The sequence below is a fragment of the Shewanella algidipiscicola genome, assembly GCF_900380485.1.
Lineage (GTDB): Bacteria > Pseudomonadota > Gammaproteobacteria > Enterobacterales > Shewanellaceae > Shewanella > Shewanella algidipiscicola.
Window position 1 is genome coordinate 398,461 of the sequence record NZ_OXJV01000012.1, and the last position, 20,585, is coordinate 419,045.

The window sequence follows — 20,585 nt, forward strand, 5'->3', positions numbered from 1 at the left end:
TGCAAGAGATACCTAATCTAGACGGCTTGATTTTCAAATGCAAGTATTTGCTAATGTAGCTGGCATCGCAATAGAGGCGGCTGAGTCTGAGCCTTAAGCATAAACCTGTGGGTTTAAAATGGGGGCCATTGCCAACACAATCGCTTGGGTGTAAACGCTTTCGCGACTGGCTTTGCCGTCCGTGAGTAGGCCTATGGCACCGCCTTTTTGCTTAATATTGACTGTGTTAAACAACCTATCCATAACATCACCTAACTCTTCGCCGGCGACTAAGGCTTGATACACAGCTGGGGGAAGCGGCAATTGGGCGCTGCGTCCGATAGACAGTTTGCCTTGATGGATAATGGCCATATAGGCATAAGTGGCTGCGCCATGATCGAAACAGTCAACACCGCCTTCCATCGCTATGTAGAGTTCAGCGCTTAAGTGTGGCTGTAACTCTGCTTGCTGCTTACAATAACGCGCTCGATTGATGGCACCTGTGCGAGTCTCACTATCTGTCATGGGTTGCGCCGCCACGCCAGAGGGGGCGTGTATGCCTTGACTGATGATCTGCGCTGCCGGAAAAAGCTGGGCGATGGCATTGTGCGCCGCGGCAATTTTTACTGGATTAGTTGAACCGACGGTAATGCGAATAGGGGTTAATGCCGCAAGCTTATGCATGAAATAATCTCGAGTAACGGTATTTAGGGCGTTATTTTGCCATAGCGGCCACCATAGTGCATGAGCAAGCTTTGATTTTGTTACGATTGCAACATCCTTAGTTGTTGTGTAGAGCAAGTTAGACTGTCAAATGAGTGTGATCTCGATCGGGTTTGGTGTTGGTTGTGCCGGGCTCGATCTTGTTTTTGCTGGCTGGCGTGATCTTTGTCACTTTTTGTGCTTGAGGGGATTTCTGGATTGCCCAGCCAGCCTGACGTTGTGGTGACAGGGCTGTTAATGGTAAGTGTATTTGGGTTGCTTATGGATTACCAATATGAAAAATTGCAACGGCATTATTTGGATGTCGATCACAATATTAGTGAATTCTGAAATTTCATTACGAAATACCGTGTCAGATCAATTTTTAGTGCGCTTTCTCCTATATTCTGTGACCGAATTTAGTCGTACTGCTGGGAAGATCCTAGTCAGTCGTAGCAATACATAAGGTGCTTTGAGCATCAATAAAGGTCACATTTATGCAGAATGAAGCGACAGTATCTCAAGTGTTAACCCAGGCTCCGTCGAAGTGGACCCGTACCGATACAACTTGGATGTTAAGCCTGTTTGGCACCGCGGTTGGTGCTGGTATTTTGTTCTTACCGATTAATGCCGGTATGGGCGGTTTTTGGCCTCTCGTGATGATGGCGTTGATCATTGGTCCCATGACCTATTTAGCCCATCGTGGCTTGTCCCGCTTTGTGTGTTCGTCACAAAAACAGGGCAGCGACATTACTCATGTAGTTGAGGAGTATTTTGGGGTGGGCGCGGGTAAAGCGATCACTGTGCTGTACTTTTTTGCGATTTATCCCATAGTTTTGATTTACGGCGTTGGTATTACCAATACCGTTGATAGCTTTATTGTCAATCAGTTGGGGATGGCATCGCCACCACGCTTCATTTTGTCAGGTGTGTTGATCTTAGCCATGATGGCGGTGATGGTGTCTGGTGAAAAGTTTATGCTTAAAGTGACTCAGCTATTGGTGTATCCATTAGTGGGCATCTTGGCTTTTATGTCTTTGTACCTCATCCCAAGCTGGAAAACCGACGCCTTGATGCAAGTGCCCGCAACCGCTGATTTCTTAGGCACTGTGTGGTTAACCATTCCGGTATTAGTGTTTGCCTTTAACCATTCGCCAGCTATTTCACAGTTCTCTGTCTCTCTTAAGCGCGATCATGGTCAGAACGCGGCGAAAAAAGCCGATGTAATTTTGCGTAACACCAGCATGATGTTGGTGGGATTTGTGATGTTATTTGTGTTCTCTTGTGTGTTGTCACTCAGCCCTGAACAACTTGGCGAAGCGAAAGCGCAAAATTTACCTATCCTATCGTATTTAGCTAACGTGCATGCGAGCGGTTTTGTGAGCTACTTTGGTCCTATCATTGCGGTTATCGCGATTGTTTCTTCATTCTTTGGTCACTATTTGGGAGCGACAGAGGGGATGCGTGGCATCATCACTCAACAGCTTCGAAGTGCAGATAAGAAGGTGAGCGACAGTAAGATTGATAAGTTTGTCTTGGCATTTATGTTCCTAACCATCTGGGGAGTGGCCATTGTTAACCCAAGTATTCTGGGCATGATTGAAGCGTTAGGCGGGCCAATTATTGCGGCAATCTTATACCTAATGCCCATGTATGCCGTGTACAAGGTGCCAAGTTTGAAAGCCTACCGTGGCCGTATTAGCAATGTGTTTGTGATCATTACAGGCTTGCTAGCAATGACGGCAATTATCTTTGGCATGCTGTCTTAAGATGTAGATTGAGGCCTCCAGCCAAGTGATGGCTGGGTGGCTTCACTAAGTGTAAGGTCTATTATGGTTAGCGCATTTGATATTTTTAAGATAGGCGTGGGCCCCTCGAGCTCACACACTGTCGGGCCGATGAAGGCCGCTAAAGGGTTTATTGACGACTTACGTCAACGAGGCGAGCTGACTCAACTCACACGAGTTACCGTAGATATTTACGGTTCCTTATCGTTAACGGGTAAGGGGCACCATACCGACAGTGCCATTATCATGGGGCTGGCAGGTAACTTACCTGAAACGGTCGATATTGATTTAATGCCAGAGTTTATTCGCCAAGTGGAGCTGACATCAGCATTACCACTGGGGGCAGAAGGTCACCGAGTCGACTTTCCTAAGGACGCGGTGGTGTTTCATCAACACGCCTTACCCCTGCATGAAAACGGCATGACGCTCAGTGCTTGGATAGGTGACACCTGCACCTACAGCCAAACCTATTATTCGATAGGTGGCGGCTTTATTGTCGATGAAGCCCATTTGGGTTTAGCCGCGGCCAATGAGGTTGTCGTGCCTTATCCCTTTGCGTATGCCAGCGACCTGCTGAAATTGTGCGATGAGACGGGCATGAGCATCAGTGCCATTATGATGGCCAACGAGAAAGTGCTGCGCAGTGAGCAGAGCATACTCGACGGATTTGGCGCGATTTGGCGCACCATGAAAGAAGGTATTGAGCGCGGTTGTCAGAACGAAGGGGTGTTGGCTGGGCCACTGCGCGTGCCACGTCGTGCGCCGGCGCTGTTTCGCCAGTTAGTGACTAACGAGCGTTTATCATCGGATCCTATGGTGATTGTTGATTGGATCAACATGTTTGCCTTAGCGGTGAGCGAAGAAAATGCCGCTGGTGGCCGCGTAGTCACATCGCCAACCAATGGTGCGGCGGGGATCATTCCGGCGGTGCTGGCCTATTACGATAAGTTTATTCAACCGGTTGGCGAGCAAGAGTATAGCCGCTTCTATCTTGCTGCTGGAGCCATTGGTGGCTTGTACAAGCGTAACGCCTCGATTTCGGGTGCCGAAGTTGGTTGTCAGGGGGAAGTGGGGGTTGCTTGCTCTATGGCGGCCGCTGGGCTTGCGGAGTTGATGGGCGCTAATCCTTCTCAGGTGTGTATTGCTGCCGAGATAGGTATGGAGCACAACTTAGGGTTAACTTGTGATCCGGTTGCAGGCCAAGTGCAGGTACCTTGTATCGAGCGTAATGCGATTGCTGCGGTTAAGGCGATTAACGCTACTCGCATGGCGATGCGCCGTAACAGCGAACCCAGAGTCAGTTTAGATAAGGTGATTGCCACCATGTACGAAACTGGCAAAGATATGCATGTTAAATACCGGGAAACCAGCCAAGGTGGCTTGGCGATTAAGGTCACCAGTATTTGTGCCTAGTCGTTAGATAATGGCTAACGCTGGAGAGAAAACGCCCCAATGACGATAAAGTGATTGGGGCGTTTTTTGTTGCTGCAGTTAGGCTATTTCTCTTCGTACATCAGATAATAGCTTTGCTGCATCCCCAAGGCCTGATAGGTCAGTTGTGCCTGAGTGTTTTCCTGTTCGACATACAACCTAAAGCTGGCGGCGCCGCCATTTTGCTCGGCAATATCCTTCACCGCTTGATAGAGTTTGGCGTAAATCCCTTGACGGCGATTCTGCGGGCGAATATAGACGCTCTGGATCCAGTAGTAATCTTTGGCGCGCCAATCACTCCACTCAAAAGTGACCATCAGCGACCCTAAAATCTCACCCTCTGCTTCGGCCACCAGATAAAAACCTTTTTCTGGTGTTTCAAGTAGGGTGTTAACGCCCATTGACAGTACCTGTTCATCGAGAGTTAACCCTTCGGTTTCATAGGCCATCGCCTGATTAAACTGCACTAAGGCATTCAGATCTGATAATTGGCCTTGTCTAATTTGCATACTTCTCTCCTTTCAATAAGGCCGCTACTTTAGCATGCTTTGGTAGCGAAATTGAGTGCAATATTGTCGACCCCGCCTACGACTAAAGTCTCATTCTGCTAAACTTTAATGACATGATAAATCCTCTTGTGAAAGGTGAAAACATGCGGCAACGTAAACCCAATAGGGGGTATTACTATGGTGTTAAGTCGGCGCGGTATTGTACTAGTAACCATCATAAAATCAGGCTGTTAATCAATAAAAACTATCAAGGTGACAGGGTTCGTCATCGGCTGCATTTTATGCTAACCCTGTTAAGTTTCGGCTTGTGGGGCATAGTATGGTGGCAACTGATATTGAAGTCACAAGGTCGGCAAGGGCAGTTTTTTCATGGCTTTGACGATGCCTATTGGAGCCATTTAATCGAGCGTGAGCAACCGCCCGCCGCGCTGCATCAATTACACTTTGACCAACAGGGCCCATGGGGGCAATTCGACGCTTAACTGACTGTGATGTGGATAGGGTACAACCAAAGTATTATGTGCTAATATCGCCGGCCTAATTGTGCTTTGACGGCTAACCACCTCGGCGTATCGCGCTAGCAGAGGCTTAGTCCCAGGCTTACTCTCTCTATACTCAAGGTTGATAACATGTCTCGAAAATCCTCATCTTGGCTAGGCCGCGCTTGGTCTGGCTGGATGTCTGTGCCTTTGTGGCTGCAAATTCTTATTGGTATGCTACTTGGGATCACCGTCGGTATCGGTTTAGGTGAACAGGCTGTGGTGTTAAAGCCCATAGGTACTTTGTTTGTTAACACCATTAAAATGCTTATCGTGCCGTTAGTCTTTTGCTCGTTAATTGTCGGCGTCACCTCGATGCAAGATACCGCCAAGATGGGGCGCATTGGCTTTAAGTCGTTCGCTTTCTATTTAGGTACCACATCGATTGCGATCACTGTTGGTCTGGCGGTGGGCTATATTTTGCAGCCGGGTGCGGGCCTAAATATGACGCCCGATGCTGGCGTCGCGGTCGCGAAAGAGGTGCCGTCTGTGATGCAAACCTTGATCAATATCGTGCCGACTAATCCCGTGGCGGCGTTAGCAAATGGTCAAATTTTACAGGTGATCGTGTTTGCGGTGGCGCTGGGGATCGCCTTGGTATTGATTGGCGATCATGGCAAACCTGCGATTAAGGTGTTTGAGTCATTGGCCGAGGCCATGTACAAGCTTACCGATATGATCATGAAGCTGGCACCTTATGGGGTATTTGGCTTAATGGCGTGGGTTGCTGGCCAATACGGTGTCGATATGTTGATGCCGCTAATCAAGGTGATTGTGGCTGTTTACCTAGGTTGTGCGCTGCATATTATCGGTTTTTACAGCCTAGTGCTGACGACGGTGGCTAAACTTAATCCATTACAGTTCTTTAAAGGCATTCGTAGCGCTTTAGCCGTTGCCTATACCACATCTAGCTCGGCGGGCACCTTACCTGCCAGTATGAAGTGTGCCAGTGACTCTTTAGGCATTAATAAGAAGATCTCCAGCTTTGTCTTGCCACTGGGGACCACCATTAATATGGATGGCACCGCCTTATATCAAGGGGTGACAGCGCTATTTGTGGCTCAGGCCTTTGGCATTGATTTAACGTGGGTGGATTACATCACCATTATTTTAACCGCGACATTAGCCTCCATTGGCACCGCGGGTGTGCCTGGAGCCGGGCTGGTGATGCTAACCTTAGTGTTAACCACTGTTGGCTTACCACTAGAGGGCGTTGCGATCATTGCCGGTATCGATCGTGTGTTGGATATGGCGCGTACGGTTGTTAATGTCTCGGGTGACTTAGTGGCCACGACCGTTATCGCTAAGTCTGAAAATGAGCTGGATATTGAGCATTACAATGCCGATGCCGAGCAAAGCCAGATCATGGCCGATAAGGTTGAGCAGACGGCACTGGAAAAAGCCAGTTAGACGCTGTGCTTCGCTATGTGTAGATGTTCTTAATCTAGCACTCATGCATCAAAAACTGCTGCATAAAAAAACCGCCGGGATGGCGGTTTTTTTATGGGGTAATAACGCAATAGGTGTAGCGAGTAGTTATTGCTTGCTTAGCACCAGTTGAGCTTCACCTTCGGCATCTTTAAGGAGCAACTTGCCATTTGCAGACTCAGCGGTGGTGATTTTGCTCATCGCTTGCATCACGCGCTGCTCTTGGCTCATTAAGGCTTCGATACACGCTTTCATGGTGCTGCCCGCTGGCGATAAGGTGAGCTGCGTGCCTTCAAGCTTATATTGGCCAAAAAACTGATTACAACTGTTGTTACCACTCAAGGTGCCATCGGCGGCAAAGATCAGCTGCGCTGGGCTATAGTCGATCACGCTTTGACCTTGGGCGGTTTCAATATGCCACGTCCCTTCAATAGCGATAGTGGGCGTGTCGACGGATGTACTTGTTTGACAAGCGGATAAGCCAAGTAAGGCACTGGCAATAAATAAAATCTTCTTTGACATGATAGAATCCATAAAAATTGAACCGACTATTCTGACAATGTTAATCAGATTAAAAAAGGGTGATTAACGGTTTTTAAGATGATTTTTTATTTATACAGATTTTACTTGACGATAGCCAAATTTAATTATCCTCCGATGGCATAAGGAATACAAAAAGATGATGACTGCACTCAAAATAGCTCATTGGGTTGGTGTCTTAATGCTGTTGGTCGGGCTGGCGATTTACGGTTTTACCTCCCTGACACAGCAGATCGGCGGCATGTTACTGGTGTCGAGCCTGATTGGTCTTGGCCTAGTGTTAATGTCACCATTCCCCATTGTGCTGTTTATTCAATGGGGTCAAAAACAAGAAAAACAAGACTAATGTTGAGCACTGCTGCTTAGCTTAGCCCATGGTTAAAATTTATCGAGTTTGGGTCATCTTGTGTGTGGGCTTGCTGTGAGCGCAGTTGGCTTTTGGCCAGAGCTAACATGGGCGCGAGTTTGGCCGAGGACTCGGGCGCAAAAAAGGCGCTGCCTGAATCGAGCTGCAATAATCCATTTTGTTGTTTAAGGCTTTTTTTGACCCGCATGACGATGTGGTTGAGATCGCGCTCGGAATCGATAAATATCAACACCACAAATTGCGATTGATTATAGTGAGCGGCGATATCTGCGGTACGAATGGTGTCTTGAATAATGTTGCCCAGCAATCGAGTATGTTTATGTTCAATCACACTCAGCGCTGGTGGTGTTGGAGTTAGCTCAAACAGTAATATTCCTGCATGGGCGCCAAAGCGTCTGCCCAAATTTAGCTGCCTAGGCGCCATCATAATAAAGCCATAATGATTGAGCATGCCGGTTTCACGGTCGCGCATCGATAAAGACTCAATTCGCTGGCTTTGACACAATAAAGCCAAATCTTGCTGCAATAATATCTGAAACGGCTCGAGCATAAATGCATTGATATTAATCGATTCATCGCCTTGGGTATTGAGCACGCACAGGCAGCCAAAAACGGTGCCGTCAGGCCAATGTAACGGCCGAGATAATATGTTACGCGCCGAGGCGAAATCGTCTGGGAGTGGAATATTTTGACCGCTAAAGTCTATATTAGTACCGTCGGGTTGATTGTTCGATAAGCGATTGAATAGGCTTAAATCTGCTGGGTAAACGGTACCTGCGAGGTATTTACGGGAGTCGTTAATTGAGCTGACAATCACCTCAAAACCCAGATCGGTTTGCTGTACCACAAAAGCCACTTCAGCTTGATAGTAACGTTTCATCAGTTCACATTGATGCATCCAGCGGACTAAGTTTATCTGGGTGTTATCGTTTTCAAGTATACTGGCGCCGGTATCGATATTTTCTGGCAACATGGGGCAACTGAACCATCAAGGTAAAAGTAGCTTAATTGTGGTCGCGGAAGCGGTATTTAGCAAATCCTCCGCCAAGAGCGCAGAGGGTACTTTTTTAGTCGATAAGTTAACGAGAAAACCATGTTAGTAAGACGGGCTCAACTGGCCGACGCTGCGGCGATTGCATTATTAGAACGTGAACAAATAGAAGCCGAATTAGATCCTAGCCAGCGCGGTGGCGTCATGACGGGGCAAGCCTTTTCGGCGGCCGACATTAAGGTGTTAATCGAGCAGCATTGGATTGTGGTCGCCGAGCAACAAGGTGTACTGATAGGTTATGTGATTTCCGGTAGATGGTCGTTCTTTGAGTCGTGGCCTATTTATCGCCGCTTACTAAGCCACTTAGGTGAGCATAGCATGGGCAACACTCGCTTGAGTAAACACAATTGTTGCCAGTATGGCCCCATTTGGATCCATCCCCACCATCGTGGTCAAGGCCTGTTTAGCGCTTTGGTGACGCAGTTAAAGCAAGAAGTGAGCTCCCATTACCCCTTTATGTTGACCTTTATTGCCGAAGAGAATGAACACTCATTTTATGCCCACACCCACAAGGCGGCGATGCATGTGGTCGACTTTTTTGGTTTTGATGGTCGAGACTATTACTTACTTGCCTGTGCCAGCCACACATCACCCAAGTGAATGTTTGGCAACCCATATGCTAAGATGACTCCCCCTAGTTGCATGATCCATCGTTCGAGGAAATGACCATGGCACCCGTATCGCTGCCCCCTTTTGTGCAAGGCTTATTGCAGCCCTACGCCCAGTTACGGTTGAGCGCTTATGATAATGTGAAGCTCATTCGCGCCCTGTTAGCCGAGCAAGGTAAGGAGTGTGACTGTTGGCTAGTGCCTTTTACATGGGAGAATCAACAGGCTCGTGAGCGTTATTTGGTGTGTTATCAGCAGCATTGGCTCGATTGCGGTTGGAGTAACGATTACAGCGCCGCAATTGCCGCCGCCGAGACACCAAGCGCCGCGCAATTGGCTTTATCCAAGACAGTGTCTGCGCCCACCTTAACGCTGCAACAGGTCTCTTTTATGTGTATGCAATACAGCCACTTTGACCATTGTTAAGTGTGTGCAGGGTTATCTAGCTTCCCCCTGCGCTTAGCTCATCACTTGGCTCATCACTTGGCTCGCTAGCGTACTCTCCACCCTCAATATCGTCGTCAGCGACTTATCGCTAATAGTCCTCGTTAACCCGTAGAATTAAGGCCCGCTCCACCGTCTATTGTGCCGCTGCCATTGATACTGACGCTGCAATGGTGATCGCTGCACCCACCTTGCACGTAATACCTCTATTTCCTGTCAGCAGAGCGTATCTATGTCTACCACCTATTCGATGTTGGGCTACGCGGGATTATTGCCTTTTATCATCTGCACCGTTTTTATCTTGATGGGGATGCCGTTATTGTCCCTAAACCCCTTTATGCTGTTTGTCAGTTACAGTGCGGTTATCCTCTCTTTTTTGGCGGGCAGCTTATGGGGGCGACAAACCCATCAAGCCAACGGTATCAGCGATGATAGGCAGCTGATCACCAGTAATGTGATAAGCGTGTTGGCTTGGCTGGCGATCATCATTAACCAGTTATATGTCTCCTTGCTGATCTTAATGTACGGCTATGTGGTGATGTACCTAAAAGATAAGCGTCAATGTGAGCAGAAGGTGATTGCCGATGACTATATGGCGCTAAGGGCGCGATTAACGGCGGTCGCACTGGCGTGCCATTTGATTATTATTGTGCTGGGGGAGTAGATGAAACTGCGTATTTTCTATGATAGCCAATGTCCGCTGTGCGCCGCCGAAATGGCCAAACTGAGTCGCTGCGACAAGGCGGGGGTAATTGAACTTGCCGATTTAGCCGACGTTAATTTTGCCGAGCGATACCCACACATCGACGCGCAATATGCCAATCAGATATTACAGGGGGAAACCGACAAGGGCGAAATATTGCAAGGACTGGATGTCACTTATCTGGCCTGGTCGCTGGTGGGAAAAAAGCATTATGTGGCACCGTTACACTGGCCGATGGTTAGGCCAGTGGCCGATTTTCTCTACCTTAAATTTGCCAAGCACAGGCATAAGGTGTCTTATCTGCTGACAGGCAAAAAACGCTGCGACAGTGGCCGCTGCGGCATCTCATGAGCGGCGCGGAGCAAGTGAAAGGCAATGCCTTAATGGCAAGCGAATTAATCAAAGACTGTGCATTAGTGATCGGTGCCAGCAGTGGCATTGCCAAAGCGCTAATAACCCTGTTGCGCCAAGAATGTCCGGTAATCGCTATCAGTCGTCGCCATGGGCATGATGCCAACACCGACCATCATAACATTGGTCATCATCATGGCAGTGGCGAGGCGATTCACTCCCCAAGCCGTCACCACAGCGGTCATTATAGCCTTGAGTATTACCGCTGTGACAATAGCGATAGTGCCATCGCTGGGATAATTGCAGCGCTGATGAGCCGTCAGGTGCGGGTCACACGGGTGTACATTTTTAACGGCGTGCTGCATCAAGCTGGCCTGAGCCCAGAGAAACGTCTAGAGGAGATAAGCGCCGAGTCGATGCAAACCCTGTTTCATATTAATAGTGTTATCCCCATGCTTTGGCTCAAGCATCTATTGCCGTTGGTGAAAGGTCAAACGCCCTGCGTGGTGACTGTGCTGAGCGCCCGCATCGCGAGTATTAGCGACAATCGTTTAGGCGGTTGGTATAGCTACCGCGCCTCAAAAGCTGCGCTGAATATGTTGTTGCAAACGGCTGCTGTGGAGTACGCCAGACGGGCTAAAAATGTCGCCTTGTTGGCGTTTCACCCTGGGACCACCGACACCGAACTATCCAAGCCATTTCAACAAAATGTCGCTAAAGAGAAACTCTTTACCACCGAATTTGTCAGCCAGCGTCTGCTTAAGGTTAGCTCCGGTCTTACGCCATCACCCCAAGCTTATTTTATCGATTGGAATGGGGCGACTATTTCGTGGTAAGGCCGTTATTACTTAGCGTTAGGGTTTTATCGCGTGAGGGTTTTATTGAGCCATTGTTGTCTATCGCCAATCTAAATAACCAATCTAGGTAACTAATTTAAGTAAACAAGTCTAAGTAAACAAGGAAGATATTCTGTAATGCATATTAGTCATGATTCATTAAGCCAATTAGAGCGCCGTTACCGCGTGCAGTTAATCAATAGTTTGTCTGGGTTTAAAAGTGCTAACCTTATCGGTACCCAAGACGCTTTGGGGCGCTCTAATTTGGCCATCATTAGTTCAGTATTTCATTTAGGCGCCGATCCTGCGCTGGTGGGGTTTATTAGCCGTCCAGATACGGTGCAGCGAGATACCTTAGCTAACATTATTGCCACCGGCAGTTACACCATTAATCAGGTGAATAGCGATATTTGGCAGCAAGCGCATCAAACTTCGGCGCGCTACGACAGCGGCCAGTGTGAATTTAATGAGGTGGGGCTGACCCCGTTGCATCAACCACAAGTGGTGGCGCCCTTTGTGGCCGAGAGTCGATTAAAATATGCTGTTAAGTTAGAAAGTTATCAAACTATCGAGCTTAACCAAACCCTGTTAGTGATAGGCCGAATTACCGATATTTGGCTCGATGATGTGGCGCTTAAGCCCGACGGCAGTATTGACATTGAAAGGTTAAATACCGTCTGCGTATCGGGCCTCGATTGCTACCATACGACCGAGCGGTTGGGGCGGCTGAGCTATGCTAAGCCAGATAAGCCATCGGTTATCATCGATTAATGTGCGCAACTTGTGACAAGATCCAGTCACAACACACAGCTACAAAAAACAGCCACAAAAAAACCGCCATATTGGCGGTTTTTTAATGAGCTTGCTGCGATTATAGCTTAGCGTCGGCGCGAAGGGCTTCAGCTTTATCGGTGCGCTCCCAAGGGAACTCGTTACGACCAAAGTGACCGTAAGCCGCAGTGGCTTGATAGATTGGACGAGCCAGATCTAACATTTCGGTTAGGCCGTATGGGCGCAGGTCGAAATGCTGACGAACCAGCTTGATCAAGAGATCTTCAGACACTTTACCGGTACCGAAGGCCTCAACACTGATAGAGGTAGGCTCAGCGACACCGATAGCGTAAGACACTTGGATCTCACAGCGATCGGCAAGGCCTGCAGCAACGATGTTCTTAGCCACATAGCGCGCCGCGTATGCTGCACTACGGTCAACTTTCGATGGATCTTTACCAGAGAAAGCACCACCACCATGACGCGCCATACCGCCGTAAGTATCGACGATAATTTTACGACCCGTTAGACCACAATCACCAACAGGACCACCGATAACGAAACGGCCAGTCGGGTTGATGAAGTACTTAGTCTCTTTAGATAACCATTTAGCAGGTAATACCGGCTTAATAATGGTTTCCATCACACCTTCAATTAAGTCTGACTGGCTTACATCTTCACGGTGCTGAGTAGACAGGACAACCGCGTCGATGCCAGCAATGCTGCCATCGCTGTTATAAGCAAAAGTGACCTGACTTTTCGCATCTGGACGTAACCAGGGTAGGGTGTTGTCTTTACGCACTTCAGATTGACGCTTAACCAACTTATGCGAGTAAGTGATCGGAGCTGGCATCAATACGTCGGTTTCGTTGTTGGCATAGCCAAACATTAACCCTTGGTCGCCAGCGCCTTGCTCTTTAGGATCGGCGCGATCAACACCTTGGTTGATATCAGGAGACTGCTTACCTATGGCATTTAATACGGCACAAGAATCGGCGTCAAAGCCCATATCTGAGTGGGTATAGCCGATTTCACGGACGGTCTTACGGGTGATCTCTTCGATATCAACCCAAGCCGAGGTGGTCACTTCACCGCCCACCAAGACCATGCCGGTTTTGACGTATGTTTCACACGCCACGCGCGCCTTAGGATCTTGCTCTAAGATCGCGTCGAGTACCGCATCAGAAATTTGATCGGCGATTTTATCTGGATGACCTTCTGAGACCGACTCAGAGGTAAACAAGTGCTTTGCCATAGTGGAAAATCTCGTCTGTAAACAATTTGATTATGTAGAAGTATCTACATCTAGACGGCCATTTTAGTGGAAAATACGCTAGATAACACCCCCTTCGATAAAAATTGTGGGGTAAAGCCCAGTAAACTATCACTTACTCAGGCCGGCAGTAAAGATATGCCTGCAGGTAACAATCTGTAATTCATCATCTATTTATCGTTTTTTTATGGTTTTACCGGCGACTTACAGGGCGTGATTTTTTGCGCTATCGCCGCGCAGTTATTGCATGAGACGCTGCGAGTCATGACGTAGTGTTAGGTGTTTTGCGTAAAGATGCTTACTAAGTGTTAACAATGGGTTTGCAAAATGGAGTAAAAAAACGTGCAAGCGCTAAATGTCACGTTAGCGGGTATGCCCAGATTGACACATCGCCTCTACTCCTTGGGCCTGCATTTACGGGTTCTACAGCTTAGATCGGGTTAATCTGGGTAATTTGGCGAATTTTATTTGCGTCCCATCGCCTAGTAGGGGAAAATATGCGTCCACAATTGCCCGCAAAATCCCCAATAATAAGCAGGAGAGAGCATGTCATCTCGTAAAGAACTCGCAAACGCTATCCGTGTGTTAAGTATGGATGCCGTTCAAAAAGCTAACTCAGGTCACCCTGGTGCCCCAATGGGAATGGCGGATATCGCTGAAGTGCTTTGGAATGACTTCCTTAAGCACAACCCGACTAACCCAAACTGGGTTGACCGCGACCGCTTCATCTTATCTAACGGTCATGGCTCGATGCTGATTTACTCTTTGCTGCACCTTACTGGTTACGCACTTCCCATCGAAGAACTGCAAAACTTCCGCCAGCTTCACTCTAAAACCCCAGGTCACCCAGAATACGGATACACCCCAGGTGTTGAAACCACCACAGGGCCGCTAGGCGCGGGTATCAGTAACGCGGTTGGTATGGCGATTGCGGAAAAAACCTTGGCGGCGCAGTTTAACCGTCCAGGACACGACATTGTCGACCACTTCACCTACTGTTTCTTAGGGGATGGTTGTTTGATGGAAGGCATCTCACACGAAGCTTGTTCATTAGCGGGCACCTTAGGTCTAGGCAAGCTGATTGCATTTTGGGATGACAACGGTATCTCTATCGACGGCCATGTTGAAGGCTGGTTCACCGACGATACACCTAAGCGTTTTGAAGCCTATGGCTGGCATGTGATTGCCGATGTGGACGGCCATGACAGCGAAGCGATTCGCAGCGCAATAGAAGAAGCTAAGTCTGTCACTGACAAGCCAACCATGATCTGCTGCAAAACGATTATTGGTTTTGGTTCTCCAAACAAATCTGGCAGCCACGACTGCCACGGCGCGCCACTAGGCGATGCTGAAATCGCCGCTGCACGTGAGTTCCTTGGTTGGGAACACGCGCCATTTGATATCCCAGATAACGTCTATGCGGGTTGGGATGCTAAAGACGTGGGCGCCAGCAACGAATCGGCTTGGAATGAAAAACTGGCCGCGTATGAAGCTGCATTCCCTGAATTGGCGGCAGAATATAAGCGCCGGGTGATCGATGGTGAATTGCCTGCCGATTTCGAAGCGAAAGCACAAGCCTTCATTAAAGAATGCCAAGAGAAAGGCGAAGGCATTGCTAGCCGTAAAGCGTCACAAAATGCCATTGGTGCCTTTGGCGCTATGTTGCCAGAGCTACTTGGTGGCTCAGCTGATCTTGCGGGTTCTAACTTGACGCTTTGGTCTGGTTCTAAAGGCATTCAAGACGATGCTGCCGGTAACTACATCTATTATGGTGTACGTGAATTTGGTATGAGCGGCATCATGAACGGTATCTCGTTGCACGGTGGTTTCATCAACTACGGCGCGACCTTCATGATGTTTATGGAATACGCCCGTAATGCGGTACGTATGTCGGCGCTGATGGGCATTCAAAACATCTTCGTTTATACCCATGACTCTATCGGTCAAGGTGAAGATGGCCCGACTCACCAACCTGTTGAGCAGCTCGCTAACCTGCGCATGACCCCTAACATGATGGTATGGCGTCCATGTGATGCGGCCGAAACGGCAGTCTCATGGAAGAATGCTATCGAGCGCCGTGATGCACCAACATCGCTTATCTTTAGCCGTCAAAACCTACCCGCTCAAGCCCGTACCGATGAGCAGTTAGCTAACGTGGTTAAAGGTGGTTATGTACTGCGTGATTGTGCTGGTACACCCGATGTCATTTTGATTGCCACAGGTAGCGAAGTGCAATTGGCACTGGATTCTGCCGCTGCATTAACTGAGCAAGGTAAGCAGGTACGTGTGGTTTCTATGCCATCGACCAATGCGTTTGATGCACAAGATGCGGCGTACAAAGAGTCAGTATTGCCACGCGCTGTAACTAAGCGGGTTGCTATCGAAGCGGCTCACGTTGATTTCTGGCATAAGTATGTTGGTTTCGACGGCGCAGTAGTGGGCATGACCACCTTCGGTGAGTCAGCGCCAGGCGGCGAGCTCATGAAATACTTCGGCTTCACCGTCGATAACGTAGTGTCGACCGTTAACGCCTTGTTTTAAGCGTTAGTGTGAGTCGAGGCGTGAGCACCTTAATGGCTCACGCCAGATGGGACGGCTTATCTGGTGTTAATATCAGGTAAGCCGTTGTCGCATCAACAGTATGCGAGCAGGGATAGAGTGAGGAGTCAAGGCGCTTAATGATCAAAGTTGCTATCAATGGATATGGCCGTATTGGTCGTTCAATTCTTCGTGCCCTGTACGAGTCGGGCAAGCGTGACCGCATTCAAATAGTCGCCATTAATGAACTGGCTAAACCTGAAGCCATGCTTCACTTAACCCAATACGATACCACCCATGGTCGCTTTCAAACCCCGACGTCATTGGTCGATAATATTATGACGGTGGGCGATGACCGTATTCAGTTATTGCATCAACGCGATGCCAGCCAATTGCCTTGGGCTGAGCTGGATATCGATATAGTGTATGAGGCCACTGGTGCCTTAATCGATAGGCAAGCCTGTGAGGCGCACCTGCAAGCAGGGGCCAAACAAGTGCTGATTAGCCATCCATCATCGAGTGATGTCGATGCCACCATAGTTTATGGTGTTAATCACGATACACTTAAGGCACACCACACCATCATCTCTAATGCGTCTTGTACTACCAATTGCCTAGTGCCCATTATTGAGGTACTCGATAGAGCCTTTAAGGTTAAAAGTGGCGCGATAACCACTATCCATTCGGCGATGAACGATCAGCAGGTGATCGACGCCTATCACGACGACTTAAGACGAACCCGTGCGGCGGGGCAGTCGATAATCCCGGTCGATACTAAACTGGCACGGGGTATCGAGCGCATCTTGCCAAAAATGAAAGATAAGTTTGAGGCCATATCGGTGCGCGTGCCCACTATCAATGTCACCGCCATCGATTTATCGGTGACCATAGACAAGCGCGTCGATATCGACACAGTCAACCAAGTGCTGGCGCAAGCGGCTAATGGCTCCTATCAAGGGGTGGTGGGCTATACTAATGCGCCATTGGTGTCATGTGATTTTAACCATGATCCGCGCTCATCGATTGTCGATGGTACCCAAACTCGAGTGAGCGATGGCCATTTAGTGAAACTATTATTGTGGTGTGATAACGAGTGGGGCTTTGCCAACCGTATGCTCGACACCAGTTTAGAGATGATTAACGCCGTCAGGGCGCAGTAAATAAGCCTACCGCAGGCTTATCCGCTGAGTGTTAATCTAGGTGGAGTGTCCCTAATTAGCTCAGCATGAACCGGTTTTGTATTAACTTTTATCTTTTAACTTTTGAACTTAAGGAAACGTAAAATGGCGATTATCAATATGTCATCGTTGGATCTGCAAGGGAAGCGTGTGCTGATCCGTGAAGATTTAAATGTTCCGGTCAGTAATGGCGTGGTGACCAGTGATGCGCGTTTGCGTGCTTCACTGCCGACCATCAAGCTGGCATTAGAAAAAGGTGCGGCGGTCATGGTGATGTCTCACCTAGGTCGTCCAACAGAAGGCGAGTACAACAGCGAGTTCTCTCTGCAGCCTGTGGTCGATTACCTTGCAAAAGCACTCGATTGCCCTGTGCGCCTAGCGACCGACTACCTTGACGGTGTCGAAGCTAACGTGGGTGAGGTGGTCGTTTTTGAAAACGTGCGCTTTAACCTTGGCGAAAAGAAAAATGATGCAGCACTCTCTAAAAAGCTTGCCGCCTTGTGTGACGTCTATGTGATGGATGCTTTTGGTACTGCTCATCGCGCCCAAGCGTCTACCCATGGTGTCGGTCTTTATGCGCCTATCGCCTGTGCAGGCCCGCTATTAGCGGGAGAGTTAGCAGCATTAGGTAAGGCGATGGACAACCCTGCGCGTCCATTGGTGGCGATTGTCGGTGGCTCTAAAGTGTCAACCAAGCTGACTGTGCTTGAAAGCCTATCAGGCATAGTTGATCAACTGGTTGTGGGTGGCGGTATTGCCAATACCTTTATTGCAGCGGCCGGTCACGAAGTGGGTAAGTCGCTGTATGAAGCTGACCTTATCGATGAAGCCAAGCGCCTTGTTGCCAATGCACAAAGTCGCGGTGCTGCTATCCCTGTGCCTACCGATGTGGTGGTGGCTAGCGAGTTTAGCCCAACAGCGACGGCCACACTCAAAGCGGTGGATGCGGTCACCAGTGATGATATGATCTTTGATATCGGCCCCGACAGCGCCGAAGCACTGGCTGAGATCCTAAAAAATGCCGGTACCATCGTCTGGAATGGCCCGGTAGGCGTATTTGAGTTTGACCAATTTGGCGAAGGCACTAAGCGAATTGCCCAGGCCATTGCCGAGTCGTCTGCTTTTTCTATTGCGGGCGGTGGTGACACGCTTGCTGCGGTCGACAAGTACGGTATTGCCGATAAAGTATCTTATATTTCAACCGGTGGCGGCGCCTTCTTAGAGTTTCTCGAAGGTAAAGAGCTGCCAGCAGTGGCGATGTTAGAAAGCCGCGGCGAATAAGGGTTACAGAACAAGCAACGCGAATCATTCATATTATAAAAAACCGCTGACGATGTGCAGCTGCAGGATGTGGCTGCCATCGTTAGTATAAAAATCTGTCCAAACGATAGTGACCTCGGTGACTCAGTTAATGACTCATTAAAACATTAACTTACACCCTATTATTGGAGTAAAAAAATGGCCTTAATTTCCCTACGTCAACTGCTAGACCATGCCGCTGAACATAACTACGGTGTGCCTGCGTTTAACGTTAACAACCTTGAGCAGATGCGTGCCATTATGCAGGCTGCTGAAGCAACCGACAGCCCGGTTATCGTACAAGCATCGGCAGGTGCGCGTAAGTACGCCCGTCCTCAGTTCCTTAAGTACTTGATGGCAGCAGCGCTTGAGCAGTACCCAGATATCCCTGTGTGTATTCACCAAGATCACGGTACTGATCCTGATATCTGTCAGCGCTCAATTCAGCTTGGTATGTCATCTGTGATGATGGATGGCTCATTGATGGCCGACGGTAAGACGCCTGCATCCTATGAGTACAACGTCGATGTGACCCGTAAAACCGTTGCCTTTGCTCACGCCTGTGGTGTGTCGGTTGAAGGTGAAATTGGTTGTTTAGGTAGCCTAGAAACCGGCATGGCCGGTGAAGAAGATGGTGTGGGTGCCGAAGGCGTACTTAGCCACGATCAACTGCTGACGACGCCAGAAGAAGCGGCGCGTTTTGTGCGTGATACCCACGTCGATGCACTTGCCATCGCGATTGGTACCAGCCATGGTGCGTACAAGTTCAGCCGCAAGCCTACCGGTGACGTGCTACGTATTGATCGCATCAAAGAGATCCACGCGCGTATTCCTAACACTCACTTAGTGATGCACGGTTCATCTTCAGTACCGCAAGAGTGGCTTGAGATCATCAACCAGTATGGCGGTGCTATTCCGGAAACTTACGGCGTACCGCTTGAGGAGATCGTTGAAGGTATCAAGCATGGCGTACGTAAAGTGAATATCGATACCGATTTACGTTTGGCATCGACTGGCGCGGTACGTAAGTTCTTGGCTGAAAACCCAAGCGAGTTTGACCCGCGTAAATTCCTTAAAGCGTCGATGGAAGCCATGGCCGATATCTGTACCACGCGCTATGAAGCCTTTGGCTGTGCGGGTATGGGCTCTAAGATTAAGCCTAAGTCATTACAAGCTATGTACAAGGCGTATCAATCAGGCGAATTAGATCCAAAAATAAACTAAGTTAAGTTTGCCTTTGAAAAACCACCGTAAGGTGGTTTTTTTATGGCCTAACAATAAGTGAGAGCGCTAGAAGGCTAGTCATAATGGCGATTTACTCGTCGATAAACCAGATGATACCAGCCTTATTTTCATTTCTTTGCGCTGAATGTTAATATTGCGCCAATTTTAAGGGACTTCGATAACATAGGTAACGTGAAGATGAAAAAACTGCTGACTGCCACCGCTATTTTGTTAGCAACACCGTTTGTCGCTCACGCAGGTGCGGATTTTGTTAAGGGTGATAGAACCTTTGCTGCCGATGCTGAGCTGGGTGCGACAGTGACCACAGGGAACACGGAAACCACGTCTTTAAAAGGGCGTCTAGACATGAAGCATGAGCTTGGTAATTGGGAGAACCAATACCTGCTAGAGGCGCTGTATAAAGAAGATACCGGCGAAGAGACGGGTAAGCGTTATTACGGTTTAGTGCAGGGCAACTATCAGTTTGATGACGTCAATTACATGTTTGCCAATGCCAATCACGAGATAGACCCTTTTACCGGTTTCGATTCAAAATCAACCGTCTCTGTCGGTTATGGTCATAAGTTTATCGACAATCCTAAGACCATATTTGCTGTCGAAGTGGGCCCAGGTTACCAATATAAGCGTCTGGATGAGGAGAGCCGCTTAGCCGCTGGCTATGACAGTGAACAAAGCTGGGTTGCCCACGGCGTGATGAATTTCGAGACAGAAATTTCAGACAGCTCGACGTTTAAGCAGTTGTTTACCGCCGATTACGGTGAGAGTTTAGAAGGCCGCTCTGAAACCTCTGTCACTGCCAATATTGCTGGCGCTCTGGCGATGAAATTTGCCGTGGTCGTGCGTTATAACAGTGAGCCGTTGGACAATAAAAAGAGTACCGATACTGAAACCAATATGACCTTACTGTACTCTTTTTAACAAAAGGGTGAGGTAAGGGTTTAGTTTAAGTAAACCACAGCGCTTCTCGATGAAGTTAATGTTGTAATCTATTGAGAGCAGAGGTTTT

General features: G+C 48.5%; 22 protein-coding genes. 17 read left to right on the forward strand and 5 right to left on the reverse strand.

Annotated elements, in window-relative coordinates; translation table 11 throughout:
• Positions 1 to 93: 93 nt before the first annotated feature.
• Positions 94 to 663 (reverse strand): inosine/xanthosine triphosphatase, encoded by a 570-nt coding sequence (gene yjjX / locus DN599_RS09250; RefSeq protein ID WP_110457319.1) that lies wholly within the window; start codon positions 661 to 663, stop codon positions 94 to 96.
• Between the two features lie 313 nt (positions 664 to 976).
• Here yjjX and DN599_RS18640 point away from each other — a divergent pair, with 313 nt between their 5' ends.
• The 3 genes from DN599_RS18640 (at position 977) to DN599_RS09260 (ending at position 3,881) form a co-directional block, all read left to right on the forward strand.
• Positions 977 to 1,147 carry a hypothetical protein gene (locus DN599_RS18640; protein WP_162599185.1) on the forward strand — a complete coding sequence of 57 codons (171 nt, stop codon included), beginning with the start codon at positions 977 to 979 and terminating at the stop codon, positions 1,145 to 1,147.
• 31 nt (positions 1,148 to 1,178) lie between these two features.
• Positions 1,179 to 2,450: a serine/threonine transporter gene (locus DN599_RS09255; RefSeq protein WP_110457320.1), complete on the forward strand. Its 1,272-nt coding sequence runs from the start codon at positions 1,179 to 1,181 to the stop codon at positions 2,448 to 2,450.
• Between the two features lie 63 nt (positions 2,451 to 2,513).
• Positions 2,514 to 3,881, forward strand: a complete 1,368-nt coding sequence (locus DN599_RS09260) for an L-serine ammonia-lyase (RefSeq protein ID WP_110457321.1) — start codon at positions 2,514 to 2,516, stop codon at positions 3,879 to 3,881.
• Positions 3,882 to 3,964: 83 nt separating this feature from the next.
• Here the strand turns inward: DN599_RS09260 and DN599_RS09265 are convergent, their stop codons facing one another.
• Positions 3,965 to 4,408, reverse strand: coding sequence for a GNAT family N-acetyltransferase (locus DN599_RS09265; protein ID WP_110457322.1), 444 nt, complete (start codon positions 4,406 to 4,408; stop codon positions 3,965 to 3,967).
• Between the two features lie 143 nt (positions 4,409 to 4,551).
• On the opposite strand from DN599_RS09265, the gene DN599_RS09270 reads away from it, so the two are divergent.
• Both DN599_RS09270 and DN599_RS09275 read left to right on the forward strand, forming a co-directional pair.
• On the forward strand, positions 4,552 to 4,890 hold the full coding sequence (locus DN599_RS09270; RefSeq protein ID WP_239473272.1) for a hypothetical protein: 339 nt from the start codon (positions 4,552 to 4,554) through the stop codon (positions 4,888 to 4,890).
• Between the two features lie 147 nt (positions 4,891 to 5,037).
• Positions 5,038 to 6,357, forward strand: a complete 1,320-nt coding sequence (locus tag DN599_RS09275; protein WP_110457323.1) for a dicarboxylate/amino acid:cation symporter — start codon at positions 5,038 to 5,040, stop codon at positions 6,355 to 6,357.
• Positions 6,358 to 6,483: 126 nt separating this feature from the next.
• Here the strand turns inward: DN599_RS09275 and DN599_RS09280 are convergent, their stop codons facing one another.
• The gene (locus tag DN599_RS09280; RefSeq protein WP_110457324.1) at positions 6,484 to 6,897 is read right to left on the reverse strand and encodes an META domain-containing protein; all 414 of its coding nucleotides are present in this window, start codon (positions 6,895 to 6,897) and stop codon (positions 6,484 to 6,486) included.
• A 157-nt stretch (positions 6,898 to 7,054) separates the two neighbouring features.
• On the opposite strand from DN599_RS09280, the gene DN599_RS09285 reads away from it, so the two are divergent.
• Positions 7,055 to 7,261 (forward strand): hypothetical protein, encoded by a 207-nt coding sequence (locus DN599_RS09285; protein ID WP_110457325.1) that lies wholly within the window; start codon positions 7,055 to 7,057, stop codon positions 7,259 to 7,261.
• 16 nt (positions 7,262 to 7,277) lie between these two features.
• On the opposite strand, the gene DN599_RS09290 is transcribed toward DN599_RS09285, so the two are convergent.
• Entirely contained in the window at positions 7,278 to 8,255 is a 978-nt protein-coding gene (locus DN599_RS09290; protein ID WP_110457326.1) for a GGDEF domain-containing protein, read from the reverse strand.
• 120 nt (positions 8,256 to 8,375) lie between these two features.
• Between DN599_RS09290 and DN599_RS09295 the strand changes: the two genes are divergently transcribed.
• The 6 genes from DN599_RS09295 to DN599_RS09320 all read left to right on the forward strand — a co-directional run bounded on the left by DN599_RS09295 (position 8,376) and on the right by DN599_RS09320 (position 12,046).
• Positions 8,376 to 8,933 (forward strand): GNAT family N-acetyltransferase, encoded by a 558-nt coding sequence (locus tag DN599_RS09295; protein ID WP_110457327.1) that lies wholly within the window; start codon positions 8,376 to 8,378, stop codon positions 8,931 to 8,933.
• Positions 8,934 to 9,001: 68 nt separating this feature from the next.
• Complete coding sequence (locus DN599_RS09300; protein WP_110457328.1) at positions 9,002 to 9,367, forward strand: hypothetical protein; 366 nt, start codon at positions 9,002 to 9,004, stop codon at positions 9,365 to 9,367.
• Between the two features lie 250 nt (positions 9,368 to 9,617).
• Positions 9,618 to 10,049: a DUF3429 domain-containing protein gene (locus DN599_RS09305; RefSeq protein ID WP_110457329.1), complete on the forward strand. Its 432-nt coding sequence runs from the start codon at positions 9,618 to 9,620 to the stop codon at positions 10,047 to 10,049.
• Positions 10,050 to 10,439 carry a thiol-disulfide oxidoreductase DCC family protein gene (locus tag DN599_RS09310; RefSeq protein ID WP_110457330.1) on the forward strand — a complete coding sequence of 130 codons (390 nt, stop codon included), beginning with the start codon at positions 10,050 to 10,052 and terminating at the stop codon, positions 10,437 to 10,439.
• Between the two features lie 32 nt (positions 10,440 to 10,471).
• Positions 10,472 to 11,275 carry an SDR family NAD(P)-dependent oxidoreductase gene (locus tag DN599_RS09315; protein WP_110457531.1) on the forward strand — a complete coding sequence of 268 codons (804 nt, stop codon included), beginning with the start codon at positions 10,472 to 10,474 and terminating at the stop codon, positions 11,273 to 11,275.
• A 138-nt stretch (positions 11,276 to 11,413) separates the two neighbouring features.
• Positions 11,414 to 12,046: a flavin reductase family protein gene (locus tag DN599_RS09320; protein WP_110457331.1), complete on the forward strand. Its 633-nt coding sequence runs from the start codon at positions 11,414 to 11,416 to the stop codon at positions 12,044 to 12,046.
• Between the two features lie 100 nt (positions 12,047 to 12,146).
• Here DN599_RS09320 and metK read toward each other — a convergent pair whose 3' ends face one another.
• Positions 12,147 to 13,301 carry a methionine adenosyltransferase gene (gene metK, locus DN599_RS09325; RefSeq protein WP_110457332.1) on the reverse strand — a complete coding sequence of 385 codons (1,155 nt, stop codon included), beginning with the start codon at positions 13,299 to 13,301 and terminating at the stop codon, positions 12,147 to 12,149.
• Positions 13,302 to 13,865: 564 nt separating this feature from the next.
• Here metK and tkt point away from each other — a divergent pair.
• From tkt to DN599_RS09350, 5 genes are all read left to right on the forward strand, one after another.
• The gene (gene tkt, locus DN599_RS09330) at positions 13,866 to 15,860 is read left to right on the forward strand and encodes a transketolase (RefSeq protein ID WP_110457333.1); all 1,995 of its coding nucleotides are present in this window, start codon (positions 13,866 to 13,868) and stop codon (positions 15,858 to 15,860) included.
• 137 nt (positions 15,861 to 15,997) lie between these two features.
• Positions 15,998 to 17,017, forward strand: a complete 1,020-nt coding sequence (gene epd / locus DN599_RS09335) for an erythrose-4-phosphate dehydrogenase (RefSeq protein WP_110457334.1) — start codon at positions 15,998 to 16,000, stop codon at positions 17,015 to 17,017.
• A 123-nt stretch (positions 17,018 to 17,140) separates the two neighbouring features.
• A complete protein-coding gene (locus DN599_RS09340; RefSeq protein ID WP_110457335.1) occupies positions 17,141 to 18,316 on the forward strand; it encodes a phosphoglycerate kinase in 1,176 nt (391 codons plus the stop codon).
• Between the two features lie 177 nt (positions 18,317 to 18,493).
• Positions 18,494 to 19,558: a class II fructose-bisphosphate aldolase gene (gene fba, locus DN599_RS09345; protein WP_110457336.1), complete on the forward strand. Its 1,065-nt coding sequence runs from the start codon at positions 18,494 to 18,496 to the stop codon at positions 19,556 to 19,558.
• 198 nt (positions 19,559 to 19,756) lie between these two features.
• Positions 19,757 to 20,497, forward strand: a complete 741-nt coding sequence (locus DN599_RS09350; RefSeq protein ID WP_110457337.1) for a DUF481 domain-containing protein — start codon at positions 19,757 to 19,759, stop codon at positions 20,495 to 20,497.
• Positions 20,498 to 20,585 lie beyond the last annotated feature (88 nt).

Excerpts from the sequence above, each read along its gene's own strand:
- DN599_RS09280 (WP_110457324.1), bottom strand. The coding sequence starts at position 6,897 with ATGTCAAAGAAGATTTTATTTATTGCCAGTGCCTTACTTGGCTTATCC.
- DN599_RS09270 (WP_239473272.1), top strand. The coding sequence starts at position 4,552 with ATGCGGCAACGTAAACCCAATAGGGGGTATTACTATGGTGTTAAGTCG.
- DN599_RS09255 (WP_110457320.1), top strand. The coding sequence starts at position 1,179 with ATGCAGAATGAAGCGACAGTATCTCAAGTGTTAACCCAGGCTCCGTCG.
- DN599_RS09290 (WP_110457326.1), bottom strand. The coding sequence starts at position 8,255 with ATGTTGCCAGAAAATATCGATACCGGCGCCAGTATACTTGAAAACGAT.
- DN599_RS18640 (WP_162599185.1), top strand. The coding sequence starts at position 977 with ATGAAAAATTGCAACGGCATTATTTGGATGTCGATCACAATATTAGTG.
- metK (WP_110457332.1), bottom strand. The coding sequence starts at position 13,301 with ATGGCAAAGCACTTGTTTACCTCTGAGTCGGTCTCAGAAGGTCATCCA.
- DN599_RS09275 (WP_110457323.1), top strand. The coding sequence starts at position 5,038 with ATGTCTCGAAAATCCTCATCTTGGCTAGGCCGCGCTTGGTCTGGCTGG.
- DN599_RS09310 (WP_110457330.1), top strand. The coding sequence starts at position 10,050 with ATGAAACTGCGTATTTTCTATGATAGCCAATGTCCGCTGTGCGCCGCC.
- tkt (WP_110457333.1), top strand. The coding sequence starts at position 13,866 with ATGTCATCTCGTAAAGAACTCGCAAACGCTATCCGTGTGTTAAGTATG.
- yjjX (WP_110457319.1), bottom strand. The coding sequence starts at position 663 with ATGCATAAGCTTGCGGCATTAACCCCTATTCGCATTACCGTCGGTTCA.
- DN599_RS09320 (WP_110457331.1), top strand. The coding sequence starts at position 11,414 with ATGCATATTAGTCATGATTCATTAAGCCAATTAGAGCGCCGTTACCGC.
- DN599_RS09295 (WP_110457327.1), top strand. The coding sequence starts at position 8,376 with ATGTTAGTAAGACGGGCTCAACTGGCCGACGCTGCGGCGATTGCATTA.
- DN599_RS09350 (WP_110457337.1), top strand. The coding sequence starts at position 19,757 with ATGAAAAAACTGCTGACTGCCACCGCTATTTTGTTAGCAACACCGTTT.
- DN599_RS09340 (WP_110457335.1), top strand. The coding sequence starts at position 17,141 with ATGGCGATTATCAATATGTCATCGTTGGATCTGCAAGGGAAGCGTGTG.
- DN599_RS09265 (WP_110457322.1), bottom strand. The coding sequence starts at position 4,408 with ATGCAAATTAGACAAGGCCAATTATCAGATCTGAATGCCTTAGTGCAG.
- DN599_RS09285 (WP_110457325.1), top strand. The coding sequence starts at position 7,055 with ATGATGACTGCACTCAAAATAGCTCATTGGGTTGGTGTCTTAATGCTG.
- fba (WP_110457336.1), top strand. The coding sequence starts at position 18,494 with ATGGCCTTAATTTCCCTACGTCAACTGCTAGACCATGCCGCTGAACAT.
- DN599_RS09260 (WP_110457321.1), top strand. The coding sequence starts at position 2,514 with ATGGTTAGCGCATTTGATATTTTTAAGATAGGCGTGGGCCCCTCGAGC.
- epd (WP_110457334.1), top strand. The coding sequence starts at position 15,998 with ATGATCAAAGTTGCTATCAATGGATATGGCCGTATTGGTCGTTCAATT.
- DN599_RS09300 (WP_110457328.1), top strand. The coding sequence starts at position 9,002 with ATGGCACCCGTATCGCTGCCCCCTTTTGTGCAAGGCTTATTGCAGCCC.
- DN599_RS09315 (WP_110457531.1), top strand. The coding sequence starts at position 10,472 with ATGGCAAGCGAATTAATCAAAGACTGTGCATTAGTGATCGGTGCCAGC.
- DN599_RS09305 (WP_110457329.1), top strand. The coding sequence starts at position 9,618 with ATGTCTACCACCTATTCGATGTTGGGCTACGCGGGATTATTGCCTTTT.